A 16,293-nucleotide genomic window follows, 5' to 3' on the forward strand; every position below is an offset into this window, starting at 1 on the left:
TATTTAGCTTACTTAGTTGCTTGAGTTTATTGATATACATCCAGAGCTGACGTTCTGGATGTATGCTCATTAAACGGTAATAACATAAATCCGAAATAAAAATCCGAAATAAAACTAATCAGCAAGAACGCTAAATAACCTTACGAGTATTATAAAGAGTAAATGCTTAATCTCAGTTTAGTCTTTTATTGCCATTAAAATTTCAAGAGCGTGATGGCGCTTCTCACTGTCGTACAAATCATTGGTGAATATAAACTCATCCACCCCCAAATCCTCAACGATAGTTTCTAATTTACTTTTTATACTAGCAGGGCTGCCAATAACGCTTAGCGCTAAAAAGCTATCTACTTGCGCTTTTTCTTGTGCGCTCCATTTTCCATCCATACTTTCTACGGGCGCTTGTAACCACAACTCTTGACCTCGCATAAGCGCAAGTACACGTTGTTTTGAGGTACTCGACAAATATTGAGCTTCTTCGTCGGTATCAGCCGCAACTACAGGTAATGCCAACATAAAGTAAGGTTTATTCAGTTTGGCTGATGGTTTAAATTCTCGTCGGTATAATGCAACGGCTTCTTGTAAAAAGTGTGGTGCAAAGTGTCCAGCAAATACATAAGGTAACCCTTTTTCAGCGGCAAGCCTCGCGCTAAACAGACTTGATCCTAATAACCAGATAGGCACATTGGTATTTTCACCCGGTATCGCTCTTACTGGATGTGTACCATCGTAAGGACCTAACAGCTTTTGTAACTCTTCTACTTCTTCTGGAAACCGCTCAGCACGGCGCATATCACTATTTAACGCATGACTTGTAACCTGATCGCTGCCAGGCGCTCGGCCAAGACCTAGGTCGATTCGGTTTGGGTATAAGCTTTCTAATGTTCCAAACTGCTCCGCCACCACTAAAGTTGAATGATTTGGCAGCATGACTCCGCCGGAACCGACACGTATGCGTTTTGTTTTACCGGCTATATGACCAATTAATATTGATGTGGCTGCGCATATAATGCCTAGCATATTATGGTGTTCGGCCAACCAAAAGCGATTAAAGCCAAGTTTATCGGCTTTTTGCGCGTATTCGGTACTTTTGTTTATGGTTTCAGATACGGTTGACCCTTTTTGCATTGGGGCAAGTTCTAATAATGAAAAAGGAATGTTTGATAACAAAATAGCACCTCTTAATTAAATACATATTATGCGTTAGCATAACTAGATACTCCCATATATGGCTCTGCTTGCTACAGAATTCAAGGTGCTTTGGGTGCAAAGTTGTAAGCAATAAACTTAGTAGGCTGAGCTGTTTGTTTTACAATGATTTTATCGTTAGGTTATTATGGTTAATGTTTTTGATAACTCGCATATGTGATTTTTGATCAACTAGAGATACAACGCTTTTAAAATCAGTTCTCTTAAAATCAAAGTACTGAAAATAACAGCTTAGAAAATCAAAGCGCTGAAAATGAAAAGCTCAGTACCATCTAGATCTAGTCGAGCAGCACCGCTCACAAAGTAGGCACCTTAAATAAAGTAGAAGTAGAGCAGAAGAACACCAATGAAGAACATCCTAGACCTTTTATTGTACCGCCATCGTCGTTTTAAAGGTGAAAGCTATTTTAAAAATCACTTTCCTTTTATGTTAATTGTCAGCATGCTTTTTTCTATATTTTTAGCAGACTCATTAACTGGCTTTGTCTTTATTGTTTTATTTTTCATCGTTATAGATATGCTATTAGCATTTGCCGCTTGGCTGTATTATCCAACAAAGTTGTAAATCCTTAATCGTCACTAATTCATTCCACATTTTTCCATGCTCGGTCACCAGTATTTTTAACATACGCGATGCGTTTTTTTATTGAACAAGCTCTGGCTGTTTTGTTGAATATACCAACGACTTGGTTAAAGCGTGAACCTTATTAATAATACATAGCGTTTTACTAATTAAGTTAACCCTCTGAATATATTAGAGAACGAACGACGATAGCGGGGAAAACTTTCAAATTATTTTTGCATAGTTAATATTAATTAATGTTTATTTAGTTCTTTATACCCCTCTTGTTTTTACTGCGACTATCCTCATCTATACAGGTATAAATAGTTTGTTTAATTCACCACGATAAAACGCATTAGGAAATTAATAATGACAGATAAAACATATACACCAGCAAAAGTATGGCAATGGAATAGTGAAAACGGCGGTAAGTTTGCCAATATTAATCGTCCTATATCAGGTGCAACGAGTGAAAAACCATTAGCCCATGGCAAACATCCATTTCAGTTATATTCTTTAGCTACGCCAAACGGTGTCAAAGTCACCATAATGTTAGAAGAGTTATTGGAACGTGGTATTAAAGGCGCTGAATATGACGCGTATTTAGTGAATATTATGGAAGGGGATCAGTTTGGTTCTGGTTTTGTTGACGTTAATCCAAACTCTAAAATTCCAGCGTTAGTTGATAACAGCACTGGCGACAACACACCTATCTTTGAATCAGGCGCAATTTTAATGCACTTGGCTGAAAAGTTTGATGCCTTTTTACCAACAGAGTCAATTGCTAGAGCTAAGTGTTTATCTTGGTTATTCTGGCAAGTTGGCAGTGGACCGTTCTTAGGTGGTGGTTTTGGACACTTTTATGCTTACGCACCAGAGAAGTTTGAATACCCAATAGAGCGTTTCACCATGGAAGTAAAACGCCAGCTTGACGTATTAGACAAACACTTAGCCAACAATCAATTTATGTGTGGTGATGATTACACTATCGCGGATATGGCTATTTGGCCTTGGTATGGCGTGTTAGTCCAAGGCGGTTTGTATGAAGCGGCTGAGTTCTTAGATGTTAAGTCTTATAAAAACTTAGTGAGATGGGCGGATCAAATTGCTGAGCGACCAGCGGTTAAGCGCGGTATAAAAGTAAATAAAAGTTGGGGCGAACTAGACGAGCAATTACATGAACGTCACGACGCGTCTGATTTTGAGTTAAAAACTCAAGATAAAGTAGAGCAAAGTTAATTAGCGTATAAAGTTAACGCATTAGATAAACAGCTCTTTGATTATGAAAGCAGAATATAACATTTATATTCTGCTTTTTTATTTGCCGATTAACGTTTTTATTGTCCTAGCCGAGATTGGCATAATAAAAGTTACTTTTACTTAATTAACCTCTATAATTCGCCCGTTAATTAAGCTTGGAATATATTATGTTATCTGTTGTCGATTATACTGCTGAAAACGCAGCTCTTGAATTTGTTACCTCGTTACACGAAACGGGTTTTGGCGTATTAAAAAATCATCCTATTCAAAAAGAATTACTTGAGTCTATTTATAAAAATTGGGCTGGCTTCTTCGCATCAGATGAAAAATTTGATTATCAATTTAACGTTGAAACTCAAGATGGTTTTTTCCCTATTACAGTATCTGAAACAGCCAAAGGTAACAGTTTAAAAGACATCAAAGAATACTTTCACTATTATCCTTGGGGTCAAGTTCCTGCAGAATTAAAGCAAGAGCTTGCTGATTATTATCAACAGGCTAATACGTTAGCGGCTACCTTGTTAGATTGGGTTGAAAAACATTCACCAGCGGACGTATCAGCAAAGTTCTCAATTGCCTTATCAGAAATGATTGCGCAAAGTGAAAGAACATTATTACGTATTTTACATTATCCTCCAATTACTGGAGATGAAGAACTAGGTGCTATTAGAGCCGCAGCTCATGGCGATATAAATTTATTAACGATTTTGCCTGCGGCAAACGCGAGCGGTTTACAAGTTCAGTTAAAAGACGGGACTTGGTATGACGTACCTGGTGACTTTGGCTGTTTAATTGTTAATATTGGTGACATGTTGCAAGAAGCGTCTGGTGGATATTATCCGTCAACCATTCACCGAGTGATCAATCCAGAAGGGCAAGACAAAACGAAATCTCGTATTTCTTTACCTTTGTTTTTACATCCAAATGCTGATGTGGTTTTATCAGAGCGTTATACTGCAGATGAATACTTGCAAGAGCGCTTACGTGAGTTAGGTGTAAAATAAAGCATCTAACCTTAGCTCGTACTATAAATGGAATAATAATAATTTAATCTATTGTTCCATTGATTGTATTTAAGGCATGTAAATTCATGTCTTTTACAATTTATTCGCGTATCATGCACGCCATTACTCAGATCTCAGTCTGAACGTTATCTTTTTAGGAATATCATGAAAAAAACATTTGAACTTGTACACCCAAAAATCCAACCAGCACGTATGGTTGACTCAGTTAAACATGATGTAAAAAAATACTTAAGAAGAGAACGTAATAAACAAATACCTAAAGATGCAGATTTTTGGGATTTTGATGTTAAGTTTGGTTTAACTCAAGAAACAGCTGAAGTTATCCGTTTAAGCGAAATCAATAAATCTATTGATACTGCAGTTGAAGGTGGCGCTACCTCTTTTTATATTGAGATTATTGCTAAACCTGGTATTCGCATTATTCAAGAGCCAGAGTTTGATGAAGACGATATCGAACCAGAATTTGTTAATGATGAAGATTAACTGTTGATTTAAAAACAACAGTATTCAAGCAGTAAAAAAAGAACAGGTTTATATAACCTGTTTTTTTATGTCCATTTTTCATGGAAACACATAAACAGGGAATGTGCTCTCTTACTTGAAAACATATCCAAAGTTATAAACATAAAAAAATCCCGTTTGCATAAACAAACGGGATTTCAATACTACTTACAGCTTACAGCTTACAGCTCTAGTGCTGCAGCTGCATCCATATATTCTAATTTTAATGTATCGCCTAACGCATCAACAACGGCTTTATACGTTACTTTACCTTTATGAACGTTAAGACCATTTAATAAATGTTTGTCTTCTAACATTGCACGTTTAGGACCTTTGTTAGCGAGTGCTAAACCAAATGGCAATGTTGCATTGTTTAATGCGATAGTTGAAGTACGAGCAACACCACCTGGCATATTAGCAACACAGTAATGTACAACGTCATCTATAACATAAGTAGGGTCTTGATGAGTCGTTGCTTTTGCAGTTTCAAAACAACCGCCTTGGTCAATTGCAACGTCAACAACAACAGAACCTGGTTTCATTGCTGCAATGTGAGCTTTGTTGATTAATTTAGGCGCTGCTGCACCTGGAATTAATACCGCACCAATAACTAAGTCAGCGTTTGCACTGTATTCTTCAATTGCATCAACAGTAGAAAATACTGTTTTAACACGACCGTTAAAGATATCGTCTAATTGACGTAAACGAGGTAGAGAACGATCTAAGATAGTCACGTCTGCGCCCATACCAACCGCCATTTTAGCTGCGTTTGTACCAACAACACCACCACCTAACACTAAGACTTTAGCTGGAGCTACACCCGGTACGCCACCTAATAAAGTACCGCTTCCGCCTTGTGCTTTTTCTAAGTTATGCGCACCAGCTTGAATAGACATACGGCCTGCAACTTCACTCATAGGAGCAAGAAGAGGTAATCCACCAGTGTGATCAGTTACGGTTTCGTAAGCGATACAGGTAGAGCCTGAAGCAACTAACAATTCAGTTTGCGTAGGATCTGGTGCCAAATGAAGGTAAGTATATAAAGTTTGACCTTCACGTAACATTTTACATTCGTTAGGTTGTGGCTCTTTTACTTTAACGATCATTTCAGCTTGAGCAAATATGTCAGCAGCAGTTGCAAGGATAGTTGCGCCAGCTTCTTCATATTGTGCGTCAGTGAAACCAATTGCAGTACCAGCATTTGTTTCAACAATAACCTGATGACCATGAGCAACAAATTCTTTTGCAGAGGCAGGAGTAAGACCTACACGATATTCATGGTTTTTAATTTCTTTAGGTACGCCAACGATCATTTTAAGTCTGCCTTTTATAGTTATTTGTATTTGCGAGGCACAAACATAGTGTTGTGTGCATTTTATTTTGTGCGAGTATATGTGTAAGTAATAAATATTAAATACTGTATTTTTAGCTTTTACAGGATATTATTCTGTTACCTATTGCTTACTGAGTGGTTAAATGAATAAAACGCTAGATCGTATTGATAAGAACATTTTAATTGAATTGCAAAAAAATGGCCGAGTTTCTAATGTAGATTTATCTAAGTTGGTTGGTTTAAGCCCAACACCTTGCCTGGAGCGAGTGAAGCGATTAGAGAAGCAGGGCATTATTGAAGGCTATAAAGCGGTTGTAAATGCTGAAAAAGTCGGTGCGTCATTATTAGTGTTTGTTGAAATCACCTTAGAAAAAACGGCGCAGGATGTATTTTCTGATTTTTCAAAGTCGGTAAGTACTTTTGATGAAATATTAGAATGTCACTTAGTCTCGGGTAGTTTTGATTATTTGTTGAAAACTCGAGTTAAAAATATGGCGTCGTATCGTAAATTATTAGGTGACACCTTGTTAAGACTGCCTTCTGTTAGTGCTAGTAGAACGTATGTAGTGATGGAAGAAGTGAAGACAAATACGGCAATTCCAATTAATATTTAAATATTGAATCCATTCAAGTAGATAATCTACAAATAATTGTGTAAAAGAGCACAAACGCAATGATTCTTATCATTAAATTTGCTACAGTTTTACAGCCTCAAATGAATATTTCATATAAAACAAAAAATTGAGTGCGGAGTATATTTTGACAGAGAACCAACCGAATATGTTAAATGGATTTCAACGATTGTTAGAAGCCGGATTATTTATTGCCGGGCTTATCGCAATATTCATTTTAATCACGCTATTTACTTTTGACCCAGCGGATCCTAGTTGGAGTAAAACTGGCAACTATGAATTAATTAATAATGGTGGTGGTGCTTTTGGTGCTTGGCTATCGGACATCCTGTTATTTACTTTTGGTTGGCTAGCTTTTTTTGTCCCAGTGGCGGTTTCTTTAATTGGTTGGTTGTTATTTCGCAAATTTCATAATTTAATTGAAATCGATTACCTAGCATTAGGTTTGCGTTTAATCGGTATTTTTCTATTTATCATTGGCGCATCCACATTAAGCAGTATTAATTTTGATGACATCTACTACTTTTCTTCTGGCGGCATAATAGGCGATGTTTTTGCTTACTTGTTATTACCTATAATTGGTTTTACCGGAACCACGTTATTATTATTAGCGTTTTTAATGATTGGTATTACGTTAATGACGGGAATGTCGTGGATACGTTTGGTTGATGACTTAGGTAAATATTCATTAGTGTTATGTGGCTTACTGTATTCTAATCTGCGCACGTTTGTGCAAAATGCAAAACAAAAGAATAAGCAAAAGGGCAGTGATGTTGCTGATGTTGCTTTAGTGGCAACGCCAACAGTGGAATCAACTGAAAATGCAGCCCTTGAGAACATAAGTACAATTCCAGAGAAACTTGACTCAAATAATTCTCAGTCATTCTTAAATCAATTCTTTGGTGCTGCAGAGCCTAAAGATGAAAGCGTTGATAATCGTATAGCTCCATCAATATCAACCGCACCTTCAATATCAACCTCACCTAACAATTCAGGTTCAACTGGTGCAGAGTTAATTGAAGATGATGAGATTTCTATTGAGAACTCACAAGCAGCAGGCATGGTTGACTCTCATCCAGAGGTTGCAAAACCGACTCATAATATTTCAAAAGCAATAAACCAAGTTTCTCTTGATGACGACATGCCAATCTCATTTGAAGAATACGAGCAACAACCAACGTATTCTGGTGTGGACGACGAGTTACACGATGATGACATCAAAGGCGCATTAGACGGTTTGCAGGCGGCACATCAACGTGCACCACAACGAGATACGTCAGCAGTAGAAAATAAAACGCCATTAGTAAGAGAAGTACAACCTATTGTTTTACCGTCAATAGACTTACTAGACCGTCCAGACAAGGTAGAAAACCCAGTCTCACAAGAAGAGTTGGATGTGGTTTCAAGATTAGTTGAAGCTAAGTTATTAGACTTTAACATCCAGGCTAAAGTGGTTGGTGTATTCCCAGGTCCAGTTATCACTCGTTTTGAATTAGACTTAGCTCCTGGTATTAAAGTAAGCAAAATCACTACGTTATCTAAAGATTTAGCACGTTCACTTTCAGCATTAAGTGTGCGAGTTGTTGAGGTTATACCGGGTAAGTCGTTTATTGGTTTAGAATTACCAAATAAACATCGCCAAATTGTTCGTTTATCTGAGGTGATGGATAGCCCAAGCTTCCAAAATTCAGAGTCACCTTTAACTATGGTTTTAGGTAAAGATATAGCAGGTAAAGCCGTTACGGTTGATTTGGCAAAAATGCCACATTTATTGGTTGCAGGCACCACAGGTTCTGGTAAATCAGTTGGTGTAAATACCATGATTTTAAGCTTGTTGTATAAATCGACACCTGAAGATGTACGTTTAATAATGATAGATCCTAAAATGTTGGAACTATCTGTGTACGAAGGTATCCCACATTTACTTTCAGAAGTCGTAACTGACATGAAAGAAGCGGCAAACGCCTTGCGCTGGTGTGTTGGTGAAATGGAACGTCGTTATAAGTTAATGTCGTCTTTAGGGGTTCGTAACTTAAAAGGTTATAACGCTAAAGTGGCAAAAGCTATTGCCGAAGGAAATCCAATTTTAGATCCGCTTTGGGTTAAGTCAGACCAAATGTCAGACCGTCAACCAGCGTTAGAAAAACTTCCAGCAATTGTGGTTGTTATCGACGAGTTTGCTGACATGATGATGATTGTTGGTAAAAAAGTAGAAGAACTTATTGCGCGTATCGCACAAAAAGCTCGTGCTGCAGGTATTCATTTAGTGCTTGCGACTCAACGTCCGTCAGTAGACGTTATTACCGGATTAATAAAAGCCAATATTCCAACAAGAATGGCATTCCAAGTGTCATCTAAAATAGACTCAAGAACTATCTTAGATCAACAAGGTGCAGAAAACTTACTTGGTATGGGTGACATGTTGTATCTACCACCAGGTTCTGGTGTACCAACACGTGTACATGGTGCATTTGTAGATGATCATGAAGTTCATGCGGTTGTTAATGATTGGAAATCGAAAGCTAAACCAAATTACATTGCAGAAATCCTGCAAGGTGAAATGACAGACGAAAATATGTTGCCTGGCGAAGCAGCAGAAGCCGCGGAAGGGGAAGAGATTGACCCAGTATTCGACGAAGCGGTTGCCTTTATTACTGAAACTCGTAAAGTTTCAATTTCAAGTATTCAACGCAAACTTCGTATCGGTTACAACCGTTCGGCTCGTATTGTTGAGCAAATGGAAGTAATGGGAATTGTAACTAAAGCTGCAAACAATGGTGGTCGTGAAGTATTAGCGCCGCCTCCAGTTAAAAACATTGAAGAAGAATTTTAATAAATGAAAATAACAAAAATAGTTACACTGCTGACTTTAATAGTTAGCTTCGCCAGCAGCTTTTCGCTGTTAGCAGAACCTGCTGAAACTGAACTTAGAAAGTTATTAGCTGATTATGATGGTTTTACTGCTGATTTTAATCAGGAAGTAAAAGACACAAAAAACAATTTACTTCACAGTGCGTCAGGCCAATTGGTATTTAAACAACCAGGTAAGTTTATCTGGCAAATCAATGAACCAGAAGAAGAACTGTTATTGTCTAACGGCGCCACCTTATGGTGGTTTAATCCGTTTTTAGAACAAGTTTCTATCTTTGATGCAGCCGATGCCGTATCAACGACACCATTTGCACTATTGGTTTCGCAAAACGATGAAGTTTGGAATAAATTTACAATTACCGAGTTAGAGTCTGGTTTTATGATCAAACCTAAAGATGAAAACGACTCGCAAGTAAGTCAACTGGCTGTGTATTTTGATGAATTCTTATTAAACGAAATCGTTATTACCGACAGAACACAACAAACCAGTTCTTATGTATTAAAAAAACAAGCATTTGATAAATCCCTTAATGTTAGTTTTGACTTTGAAATACCGGATGACATTGAAATAGATGATCAACGCCAGGTACAAGAAAAGCAGGGGCAATAGGACTTATTTTGTCTCACCACACCAATATAGGTTTTGATTTTTCTCCAACGGATACAAAACCGTTAGCCGCCAGAATGCGGCCTTTAACCTTAGACCAATATGTTGGACAAAAGCATTTGGTCGGTGAAGGCAAAGCAATCCGTAAAATGATTGAAGGTAAACGTTGCCATTCAATGATTTTATGGGGGCCTCCTGGTACCGGAAAAACCACACTTGCCGAACTTATTGCACAATATTGTGATGCCGAAGTTGAAAAGCTTTCGGCTATTAGTGCAGGCGTAAAAGAAATTAGAGCCACGGTTGAACGTGCCAAAGAACGATTACAGCAAACGGGCAAAAAAACAGTGTTGTTTGTTGATGAAGTTCATCGTTTTAATAAAGGCCAGCAAGATGCTTTTTTACCATTTATAGAAGATGGTACGGTCAGTTTTATTGGTGCAACCACAGAAAATCCATCCTTTGAGTTAAACAACGCTATTTTATCCCGAGCTCGGGTTTATATCCTTAAAGCGATAGAACCTAGCGATCTTGTTGAACTTGTCGACCGAGCTTTATCCGACACTGAGTTAGGCTTAGGAAAGTTACAGCTTAAGTTATCTGCGCAAAATAAAGATCTTATTATTAGCCTAGCGAATGGTGATGGGCGTAAATTACTAAACTACCTCGAACTCTGTGGCGACTTAGTTGCAGATGATAATGTCATTACCGATGAAATTATTGAGCAAGCCACTGGCAACCAAATGGCAACCTTTGATAAAGGTGGCGATCATTTCTACGATTTAATATCAGCCTTTCATAAGTCGGTAAGAGGTTCAGCACCAGATGCTGCTTTGTATTGGTATTGTCGAATTTTAGCTGGCGGAGGCGACCCTTTATATGTTGCTCGTAGGTTATTAGCCATAGCGACAGAAGACATAGGTAATGCTGACCCAAGAGCAATGGAAATAGGCTTGAATGCATGGGATATATTCCATCGAGTTGGACCGTCTGAAGGCGAAAGAGCCATTGCACAAGCAACCTTATATATGGCCGCCGCTCCAAAGAGTAATGCGGTTTATAAAGCCTTTAATCAAGCTAAACAAGATGCTGCAAGTTTACCGAGTTACGATGTTCCAATTCATTTAACTAATGCGCCAACAGAATTAATGAAAACCATGGGCAAGGGCGCTGAGTATCGTTATGCTCATGATGAACCTAATGCGTATGCTGCTGGTGAAAAATACTTACCAGAGCAAATGAATGGCACTGAATACTATCACCCAGTCGAACGGGGCTTAGAGAAAAAAATTGCTGAGAAGCTACGTTATCTAAAAGGCTTAGATGATAATGCTTAATATCAAACAAACGCGTTTATCTGCAGTAAATATTCAAAAGGCAGTGCTATGAACAATCTAATATTTGTCGCTATTGGCGGTGCGTTAGGTGCGAGTATGCGTTATGGCGTAACTATGTTGATGGTTAGCTTGTTAGGTAAAGGCTTTCCTTACGCAACTTTGTTAGTAAATGTTATTGGTTCATTTTTCATGGGGATCTTATTTAGCGTAATTGAACATGGTATGATGTCCGACTTGCCTTGGCGATCGCTATTTGGAATAGGTTTATTAGGTGCGTTTACGACCTTTTCTACGTTTTCATTAGACACCTTGTTGTTGTTACAGGACGGTGATTGGTTTAAGGCCATATTAAATATTTCGTTAAATGTCGTTGTTTGTGTTTTTGCCGCTTGGCTTGGAATGCAAATGATGGGATTTAAACACAGTTGAATCTGAACTCAAATTGTCGAGTTTAATTAAAAAAATCAGTTATAGGGTTATTAAAAAATGTTAGATCCAAAGTTCTTTCGTAACGACATTAATGAAGCTGCAAGTCGTTTAGCCACTCGAGGCTTTGAATTGGATGTTGCAAAACTCAATGAGTTAGAAACACGCCGTAAAGACCTACAATCAGCCACACAAGATTTACAAAACGAACGTAATACAAAATCAAAATCTATTGGCCAAGCCAAAGCTAAAGGTGAAGACATTCAACCTTTACTAGCAAGTGTTGCAGACTTAGGTGACAAGTTAGATGCTGCTAAAGCTGAATTATCAGAGTTACTAGCTGAAATAGATACGATTGCATTACAAGTACCTAACTTGCCTCAGCTTGATGTGCCAGTTGGTAAAAATGAAGATGACAATGTTGAGATCTTAAAGTGGGGCACACCTAAGCAATTTAGCTTTGAGGTAAAAGATCACGTTGAGTTAGGCGAAAGCTTAAGCAAAGGCTTAGATTTTGAAATGGGCGCTAAATTAAGCGGTGCTCGTTTTGTTGTTATGCGTGGACAAGTAGCAAGATTAAATCGTGCGCTAGCGCAATTTATGTTGGACTTACATACTGAACAACACAGTTATATAGAAGCGTCTGTTCCATATTTAGTTAACCCGGAAAGTTTACTGGGTACCGGTCAATTACCTAAGTTTGAAGAAGACTTATTTCATACTAAACCTATTTCAGGCCAAACAGACAAGGAAGGTGAGCAAGATAGCCGTAAGCTTTCTTTGATCCCTACAGCGGAAGTTCCGTTGACTAACTTCGCACGTGATGTGATTTTTGATGAATCAGAGCTTCCTGTTAAATTAACAGCCCATACTCCATGTTTCCGCTCTGAAGCGGGTTCTTATGGTCGTGATACTAAAGGTCTTATTCGTCAGCACCAATTTGATAAAGTTGAATTAGTGCAAATGGTGAAACCTGAAGATTCAAATGAAGCGCTTGAGCAACTTACTAATCATGCTGAAACTGTATTACAACAACTTGAGTTGCCATACCGTAAAGTGATTTTATGTACTGGTGATATGGGCTTTGGAGCCACTAAAACTTACGACTTAGATGTTTGGTTACCAGCGCAAGATACTTACCGTGAGATCTCTTCATGTAGCAACATGGGAGATTTCCAAGCGCGTCGTATGCAAGCTCGCTTTAGAGCTAAAGGCGCGAAAAAACCTGAATTGTTACATACATTAAATGGTTCTGGTTTAGCGGTTGGTCGTACATTGGTGGCCGTATTAGAAAATTACCAAAATGAAGATGGCACAATAGACGTTCCAACTATCTTAGTTCCATATATGAATGGCCTAACAAAAATAGGCTAATCAAATAAAGCTTAATCAAATAAAGCTTAATCAAATAAAGCTTAATCAAATAAAGCTTAATCGTATAAAAGCTTAGTTGAAAATATAAAAAGCGACTGCATATAGTGTTAGTCGCTTTTTGTTTATATAAACCCTAAATTGGAAATAACACATGTTTGATTTAACCACTGTATGGCTGATTATGTTTTTTGCTTGTATTGTTGTTGTATTTTTACAGTTTAGAAAACTTGCAGAAATTGCTGAGTCAGCAGCTAAAGGTTATTGTGAACGTTATCATCTTCAATTACTTTCTGTGCCTATGCAAAGCTGGAAAGTAGGATTTAACAAGAAGTTAATTATCAAGGCTAGCTTTATATTAAATTATAGTGGCGACGGTCTAAGCGCCAAAAAAGGTGAAATTATTTTGCACAATGGCAAAGTAGAGCATATCCACCATTGGGGATAGTCTGCGCATCTGCAATGCTCTGCCGTATTTCTATCCATTAACTAATTATTCGTTAATTAAATTTAAGTGATAGTGCAGTCATTCATTATGAAACAGCCAATAAAAAAGCCTATTTAATAAATAGGCTTTTTTGTTTTAACTGTCCCGTCCTGAAATGAGTTTAATTTAAACAAGACAGTTGAATGAAAAGAATGGCATTACGCTGTCATTATTTTCACTGTGTTAGTAGCACCAATTGTTTCCATAGTATCGCCATGAGTAACGATAACTAAGTCACCTTTTTGTAATCGTTCTTGACGAACTAAGGTGTTAAGCGCTTCACGAGTATCTTCATTATCAAACAATGTAGAGTCAAAGAATACTGGGTATACACCACGGTACATTGCACTTTTATTTAATGTTTTCTCGTGACGAGATAACGCAAAAATAGGTAGAGATGAACTGATGCGTGATAATAACTTAGCGCTACCACCAGACTCAGTTAACGCCACAATCGCTTTGATACCTTGCATGTGGTTAGCTGCATACATAGCAGACATGGCAATTGCTTCAGATACATCATCAAACACTTTTTCCATACGGTGTTTTGAAATTTGTGCAGTAGGGTGTTTTTCAGCACCAAGACATACGTTTGCCATTGCTTGTACTGTTTCAACTGGGAAATCACCAGCGGCAGTTTCTGCAGACAACATAACCGCATCTGTACCATCTAATACGGCATTTGAAACGTCCATTACTTCAGCACGAGTTGGCATCGGACTAGTTATCATCGACTCCATCATTTGTGTTGCTGTGATAACCGCTTTATTAAGTTGACGTGAACGAGCAATTAGTTTCTTCTGAACACCAACTAACTCTGCATCGCCAATTTCAACACCTAAGTCACCACGGGCAACCATGATAACGTCAGACGCATGTACAATATCGTCAATCGCTGCATCAGTCGCTACTGTTTCAGCACGCTCTACTTTTGCAACAATAAGAGGTTTAAAACCAGCTTCGTGTGCTAGTGAACGAGCATAATCTAAGTCAGCACCAGAGCGAGGGAAAGAAATAGCAAGGTACTCAACATCAATTTTTGCTGCAGTAAGAATGTCAGCTTTATCTTTGTCTGTAAGAGCTGGAGCTGTTAAGCCGCCGCCTTTACGGTTGATACCTTTGTTATTTGAAAGTGGACCGGCTACGGTTACTTCTGTGAATATTTTACTACCAGACACAGACAACACTAATAATTGAACACGACCATCATCTAGTAATAGAAGATCTCCGTTATTTACATCATTTGGTAATTCTTTGTAATCGATACCAACTTGGTTTTGATCACCTTCATCACGACCTAGCTCAGCGTCTAAAATGAATTTGTCGCCAATCGCTAAATGGATTTTTGTGTCTTTAAATCTTGCAACACGAATTTTAGGACCTTGTAAGTCACCTAAGATAGCAACGTAAGTATTTAATTTTTTTGCTGTTTCGCGTACTTTTCTTGCTCTTTCAATATGATCTTCGGCTGAGCCATGAGAAAAGTTCATACGAACGACATTTACGCCACTTTTTATTATTTGCTCTAAAATGTCATCTTTGTCCGTTGCTGGACCTAATGTGGATACTATTTTTGTTCTTCTCAATACATTCGACATGACGACTATAAACTCCGTTGATATTTTTGCTTTTGTAATTTAATTACATTTTGAGACAATTTAATAAAATTACAAGGAAAAACTACTTAAACTGATTAAAAAATAACACAATAAAACAAAAAAGCAGCCTAGGCTGCTTTTTTTATTACATTAACTGAAATTTTCTTTCTTTTCAAAGCGGGACGGTCTTAACGAGTCTTTCACTTTTTTCAGATTATCTCTGAATTTAGGACCGCGTCTTAAGGTAAATCCAGTCGCGAGTATATCCACCAGTACTAGCTGAGCAATACGTGACGCCATTGGCATATATAAGTCTGTGTCTTCAGGGACATCAGAGCTGATACACATATTACACTCTCTACCTAGCGGGCTGTCTTTGGCTGTTAAGCCAATAACGGTTGCATCGTTTTGACGTGCAATTTGAGCGATTTCTACTAACGGTTTAGTACGACCTGTATGTGAGAAGATCACTACAACATCACCATCTGTACTATTAATACAACTCATACGTTGCATAACAATATCTTCGAAACAGTTTACCGGTACATTAAAACGGAAAAATTTGTTTAGGGCATCTTGTGCCACTGAAGCGGATGCACCAAGACCAAAGAAAGAGATTTTTTTAGCTTGAGTTAAAATATCGACAGCGCGATTAATCTGACCAATATCTAAGTTGCGGTGAGCTATGTCTAACGCCGCCATGGTTGATTCAAAAATCTTAGCGCAATATTCATCAGGCCCGTCGGTTTCATCAACGTGACGGTTAACGTAAGGCGTACCATTGGCTAAGCCTTGAGCCAAATGTAATTTAAAATCAGGGAAGCCTTTGGTGTCTAAACGACGACAAAATCGGTTAACAGTAGGTTCACTCACATCGGCAACTTTTGCTAATGTAGCTATGCTCGAATGAATAGCTTGTTCTGGGTTAGCAATGATGACTTCTGCTACTTTTCTTTCAGATTTACTGAAGGTGGTAATTTGAGAATTTATTTTTTCAAGAATATTCATTCTTTGTCCTTAACTTTACTAAGCTAACTCATTAATATAGTTGTTTTTTGTGTGGTAGTCTTTAATCAA

Annotated in this window: 15 protein-coding genes; 11 read left to right on the plus strand and 4 right to left on the minus strand. The window is 37.9% G+C overall.

Translation table 11 applies throughout. The annotated features are described in order from the left end of the window. Window positions 1-177: 177 nt before the first annotated feature. Window positions 178-1,167 (minus strand): LLM class flavin-dependent oxidoreductase, encoded by a 990-nt coding sequence (locus BTO11_RS10990; RefSeq protein WP_105052641.1) that lies wholly within the window; start codon window positions 1,165-1,167, stop codon window positions 178-180. A 385-nt stretch (window positions 1,168-1,552) separates the two neighbouring features. Here BTO11_RS10990 and BTO11_RS10995 point away from each other — a divergent pair, with 385 nt between their 5' ends. The 4 genes from BTO11_RS10995 (at window position 1,553) to BTO11_RS11010 (ending at window position 4,536) form a co-directional block, all read left to right on the plus strand. Next, window positions 1,553-1,771 carry a hypothetical protein gene (locus BTO11_RS10995; protein ID WP_105052642.1) on the plus strand — a complete coding sequence of 73 codons (219 nt, stop codon included), beginning with the start codon at window positions 1,553-1,555 and terminating at the stop codon, window positions 1,769-1,771. 366 nt (window positions 1,772-2,137) lie between these two features. Beyond that, window positions 2,138-3,007: a glutathione-dependent disulfide-bond oxidoreductase gene (yghU, locus tag BTO11_RS11000; RefSeq protein ID WP_105052643.1), complete on the plus strand. Its 870-nt coding sequence runs from the start codon at window positions 2,138-2,140 to the stop codon at window positions 3,005-3,007. A gap of 185 nt (window positions 3,008-3,192) precedes the next feature. Next, window positions 3,193-4,032, plus strand: a complete 840-nt coding sequence (locus BTO11_RS11005; RefSeq protein WP_105053743.1) for an isopenicillin N synthase family dioxygenase — start codon at window positions 3,193-3,195, stop codon at window positions 4,030-4,032. A 165-nt stretch (window positions 4,033-4,197) separates the two neighbouring features. Next, window positions 4,198-4,536: a DUF6172 family protein gene (locus tag BTO11_RS11010; protein WP_105052644.1), complete on the plus strand. Its 339-nt coding sequence runs from the start codon at window positions 4,198-4,200 to the stop codon at window positions 4,534-4,536. Between the two features lie 200 nt (window positions 4,537-4,736). Here the strand turns inward: BTO11_RS11010 and ald are convergent, their stop codons facing one another. After that, complete coding sequence (gene ald / locus BTO11_RS11015; RefSeq protein WP_105052645.1) at window positions 4,737-5,867, minus strand: alanine dehydrogenase; 1,131 nt, start codon at window positions 5,865-5,867, stop codon at window positions 4,737-4,739. A gap of 163 nt (window positions 5,868-6,030) precedes the next feature. Here ald and lrp point away from each other — a divergent pair, with 163 nt between their 5' ends. The 7 genes from lrp (at window position 6,031) to BTO11_RS11050 (ending at window position 13,579) form a co-directional block, all read left to right on the plus strand. Beyond that, window positions 6,031-6,501, plus strand: a complete 471-nt coding sequence (lrp, locus tag BTO11_RS11020) for a leucine-responsive transcriptional regulator Lrp (RefSeq protein ID WP_105052646.1) — start codon at window positions 6,031-6,033, stop codon at window positions 6,499-6,501. A gap of 166 nt (window positions 6,502-6,667) precedes the next feature. After that, window positions 6,668-9,352 (plus strand): DNA translocase FtsK, encoded by a 2,685-nt coding sequence (locus BTO11_RS11025; protein WP_105052647.1) that lies wholly within the window; start codon window positions 6,668-6,670, stop codon window positions 9,350-9,352. Between the two features lie 3 nt (window positions 9,353-9,355). Beyond that, complete coding sequence (gene lolA, locus BTO11_RS11030; RefSeq protein WP_105052648.1) at window positions 9,356-10,000, plus strand: outer membrane lipoprotein periplasmic chaperone LolA; 645 nt, start codon at window positions 9,356-9,358, stop codon at window positions 9,998-10,000. Window positions 10,001-10,074: 74 nt separating this feature from the next. Beyond that, complete coding sequence (locus BTO11_RS11035; protein WP_105053744.1) at window positions 10,075-11,334, plus strand: replication-associated recombination protein A; 1,260 nt, start codon at window positions 10,075-10,077, stop codon at window positions 11,332-11,334. A 48-nt stretch (window positions 11,335-11,382) separates the two neighbouring features. Beyond that, window positions 11,383-11,763, plus strand: a complete 381-nt coding sequence (gene crcB, locus BTO11_RS11040; RefSeq protein WP_105052649.1) for a fluoride efflux transporter CrcB — start codon at window positions 11,383-11,385, stop codon at window positions 11,761-11,763. A 57-nt stretch (window positions 11,764-11,820) separates the two neighbouring features. Continuing rightward, complete coding sequence (serS, locus tag BTO11_RS11045) at window positions 11,821-13,134, plus strand: serine--tRNA ligase (RefSeq protein WP_105052650.1); 1,314 nt, start codon at window positions 11,821-11,823, stop codon at window positions 13,132-13,134. 151 nt (window positions 13,135-13,285) lie between these two features. Beyond that, entirely contained in the window at window positions 13,286-13,579 is a 294-nt protein-coding gene (locus BTO11_RS11050; RefSeq protein ID WP_105052651.1) for a DUF3301 domain-containing protein, read from the plus strand. A 197-nt stretch (window positions 13,580-13,776) separates the two neighbouring features. Here BTO11_RS11050 and pyk read toward each other — a convergent pair whose 3' ends face one another. Next, complete coding sequence (pyk, locus tag BTO11_RS11055; protein WP_105052652.1) at window positions 13,777-15,216, minus strand: pyruvate kinase; 1,440 nt, start codon at window positions 15,214-15,216, stop codon at window positions 13,777-13,779. Window positions 15,217-15,366: 150 nt separating this feature from the next. Then, on the minus strand, window positions 15,367-16,224 hold the full coding sequence (locus BTO11_RS11060) for a MurR/RpiR family transcriptional regulator (protein WP_105052653.1): 858 nt from the start codon (window positions 16,222-16,224) through the stop codon (window positions 15,367-15,369). Window positions 16,225-16,293: the final 69 nt, after the last annotated feature.

Source organism: Psychrosphaera saromensis, assembly GCF_002954545.1.
GTDB classification, from domain to species: Bacteria; Pseudomonadota; Gammaproteobacteria; order Enterobacterales; family Alteromonadaceae; genus Psychrosphaera; species Psychrosphaera saromensis.